The 4,168-nt window shown below is 41.6% G+C and carries 2 protein-coding genes; both read left to right on the plus strand.

Features of this window, described 5'->3' with window-relative positions; genetic code table 11:
• Window positions 1-2,925 (plus strand): non-ribosomal peptide synthetase (locus CLV51_RS28715; RefSeq protein WP_146151406.1); only part of this gene is annotated, 2,925 nt, incomplete at its 5' end.
• Window positions 2,926-2,962: 37 nt separating this feature from the next.
• Window positions 2,963-4,168, plus strand: a 1,206-nt coding sequence (locus CLV51_RS28720; RefSeq protein WP_245899007.1) for a condensation domain-containing protein, incomplete at its 3' end; no start/stop codon positions are given.

A 4,168-nucleotide genomic window follows, 5' to 3' on the forward strand; every position in this document is an offset into this window, starting at 1 on the left:
ATCATAGATGTTGCAGCTTATAGAGAGGACGAGACCTTGCTGCACGCCTGTATTGAATCGCTGATCATCCGTCCCTTTGATTTATCGGCTGATCATATGTTGCGGGCGCATTTAATAGTATTGGGCCCCCGGGAGCATATACTTGTGATCACGTTGCATCATATCGCGTCAGACGCGTGGTCTGCCGGCATTATCGTAAAAGAGCTGGCCGGTTTTTACAATGCATATATAGAGGGAGTTCCTGCGCAGTTGCCGCTGCCAGCGATTCAATATGCCGACTATGCCATCTGGCAGCGGGCATATTTATCAGGAGCGCTCATGGAACAAAAACTTGCCTACTGGAAAGATAAACTGGCAGGAGTAAGTGTTTTAAATTTCCCCACTGATTATCCGCGGCCTGCTGTACAAAGTACCCGTGGAGAAATGAGGGAATTTAAGTTCGACCAGGAATTATCAGCACAATTGAAAGCGTTATCGCTGGAACATGGAGTAACATTATACATGGCGCTGCTAGCCCTTTTCAAGGTGTTGCTGTATCGTTACAGCGGGCAAAAAGATATTTGTGTAGGAAGCCCGGTAGCCGGCAGAACACAAGAAGAAACAGAAGCATCGATCGGCTTTTTTGTTAATACGCTCGCCCTGCGAAGTGATTTAAGCGGATGCCCTTCGTTTATTTCTTTATTGGAACAGGTAAAACAAACTACGCTGGCTGCTTACGATCACCAGGAAGTACCTTTTGAGAAAGTGGTAGAAGCGGTAACAAAAGAGCGGAATATGAGCCGGCATCCTTTGTTTCAGATAATGTTTGAACTGCATAATATGCCGGAAGCCTCCGGGTTGCATTTGGAAGCCTTGCAATTATCAGAAGAACCTATTGAACACGTAGCATCACAATTTGATCTGATCATTTCACTAAGGGAAGATATGGAGGGCTTAGGCGGTAGAATAGCTTACTGTGCTGATCTGTACAACGCAGCAACAATAGATCGGATGATACTTCATTTTGAAACCTTACTAAGATCTGTTGTGAAATCACCAGATGAGCAGATAGGTGCATTGAATATGCTCACCACAGCCGAAATGCACCAGTTATCTGTGACCTTTAATGGCGCTGTAGCCGGTTACCCGGTAGATAAGACGATTATTGATCTGTTTGAAGAGCAGGCAGTACGTACACCTGATGCCCGGGCCGTTGTGTTTGAAGATATTGTTTTAACATATCGTGAGCTGGATGCACGCGCTAATCAATTGGCTCACTACCTGGCCGGTAAAGGAGTTAACGCGGAAACATGTGTGCCTGTTTGTATGGAGCGCTCTTTGGAAATGATCATAGGAATATTGGGCGTTATGAAAGCAGGCGGTGCTTATGTACCTATTGACCCAACGTATCCCGCGAACAGGATTAATTTTATGATAACAGACATAGGTGCTGGCCTGGTTGTAAGTAGTAGCGGTTGGAATTATCCGGCTGATGAGAATTCGGCTATTGAAATCATTGATATTATCAACGATTGGCCCACTATTGCACAGTTGTCAACAGAAAAAGTACGAACAAAAGTACTGCCTTCCAGCCTGGCGTACGTCATATATACTTCGGGTTCTACTGGCCAACCGAAAGGGGTGATGGTAGAGCATAAAAGCCTGGTATCATCTACATTATCCAGGATTAACTATTACAAGGATATTGGTACTATCTTCCTGGTGCCTTCTTTCTCTTTTGATTCATCAGTGGCGGTGATATTCTGGAGCCTGTGTGCAGGCGGTAGGTTGCTACTCTGCAAGGAAGAACAGCTAAAAACTCCTGTAAGTATAAAAGGGTTATTGAATAATGCAGATGTCATTCTTTGTGTGCCTGCTTATTACAGGTTTTTATTGGATGAAGATATTGTAAAAGGTTCATCGCTGAAAAGAGTGATCCTGGCAGGGGAACGCCTGGATGAAGATCTGGTAAAACGTCATTTTGCAATAACTGAAAATAGTTCTCTGTATAACGAATACGGACCTACGGAATGTACTGTATGGTCTACAGTAGCTGCTATAGAACCGCAAAACAATTTAATTACAATAGGAAAACCGATCAATAATATCCGTACCTATATTTTGGATGAAGAAGGAAATATAGTACCAATCGGAGTTGCCGGGGAGTTGCATATTGGAGGCACCCAGGTGGCAAGAGGATATTTTAATCGCCCTGAACTGACCACTGCCAGGTTTATCCCGGATGCTTTCGGTAAAGAAGAAGGCGCAAGATTATATAAAACAGGCGACGTGGCCAGATGGTTACCTGGTGGCAACATTGAATATCTTGGCCGGATAGATGAACAGGTAAAGATCCGTGGATACCGGATAGAATTGGGGGAAATAGAAAATGTATTACAGCACTGCGGGCTGGTGGATCAGGTGGTAGTCCTGGCCAGAACAGTCAATGATGATAATAGCAGTAGTAAACAGTTGGTGGGCTATATTGTTCCTCATGGTGATTTTGATAAAGAAGGCATTCTCTCTTATCTGAAAATGAAGCTGCCGGAATATATGATCCCCCATCTGTTTGTAAAAATGGAAAAATTACCGCTTACTGCTAATGGAAAAATAGATAAACAGGTATTGCCGGCTCCCGGTGCAGACGATTTATCAATGCATGAATATGTAGCCCCACGTAATGAAACAGAGCAGTTATTGGTAAATATCTGGAGGAAATTATTATATGCTGAACGGGTGGGCATCCATGATAATTTTTTTGAGCTGGGAGGACACTCACTGCTCGCCATCCGCATGATCTCAGAAATTCATAAAGCATTACAGATAGAAATACCTGTTGGTACCTTTTTTCAACTTCCCTCAATTGCAGCATTAGCTAAGTATTTAAAAGTTATTCAACATGACTTTTTATCTGAAGAGGAAGAGGTAAATAGTATTGAATTATAATTTTATCTGATCTTCTTTCATCATTAAACTATTAAATATGCAAGGTTTTAATTTAACCGAGGTGATAGATTTATTGGAAAAAGCAAATAGTATTGGCATTAAAATATCTTTTGATAATGATAAACTGGTAATAAAAACAAACAAATCAAGAGAGATTGACGGATCATTTTTAAATGTTCTGCAGGATAATAAAGAATATCTATTAGAATATTTCAAAAAACACCGGCGACACAAATCAGGTATATCTTTCAATAAAAAAATACCTGTTGCCCGAAGACGCATGTCAGAACGCATCCCATTATCATTCAGCCAGGAACGTTTGTGGTTTATTGACCAATTGGAAGGTACAGTACAATATCATATTCCAGCTGTGATAAGACTGAATGGAAGCCTTGACAGGAATGCACTTACACATGCTTTAAAGACAATAGTTAATCGTCATGAAGTACTCAGGACAGTTATTTCGCAGGAAGAAGGGATAGCTTATCAACGCATACAGGATATTGATAAATGGAAACTGACTATAACGGATAAGCCCCGGTATAAAACAGATGCAATAGCGCTGCAAACTTATGTGAAAGCATTGATTGATACACCTTTTAATTTAACAGTAGATTATTTGTTACGGGCACATTTAATAGTACTGGACAAGGAAGAATATGTACTCGTGGCTACTATGCATCATGTAGCGTCAGATGCATGGTCAAAGAGTATTATAGTGCGGGAGCTGGTAGCGTTATATGAAGCTTACGTCGAAGAACGCTCTGCAGAGCTTCCCCTTCTTGAAATTCAATATGCAGATTATGCCATCTGGCAGCGCACCTATTTATCAGGTGCCGTATTGGATGAAAAGCTGCGTTACTGGAAAGATAAACTGGAAGGAGTAAGTACATTGCAATTACCTGCTGATTATCTGCGGCCGGCTATACAACATACGGGAGGGTCACAATTTTCGTTTACCCTTGATCGTGATTTGTCTGATCAGTTGCAAAAATTATCACAGCAACAGGAGGTAACGTTATTTATGACGATGCTAGCCGTTTTCAAGGTATTATTGTATCGTTACAGTAATCAAACAGATGTCTGTGTTGGCATTTCTGCAGCTGCACGTCAACAGGAGGAAGTAAAAGGGTTGATCGGTTTTTTTATCAATACATTGGCACTGCGTAGCGACTTAAGCAACAATCCTTCTTTTTTATCTTTGTTGGAGCAGGTGAAATGGACAACACTCGGTGCTTACGAA

This window comes from Chitinophaga niastensis (assembly GCF_003014755.1).
GTDB lineage: Bacteria > Bacteroidota > Bacteroidia > Chitinophagales > Chitinophagaceae > Chitinophaga > Chitinophaga niastensis.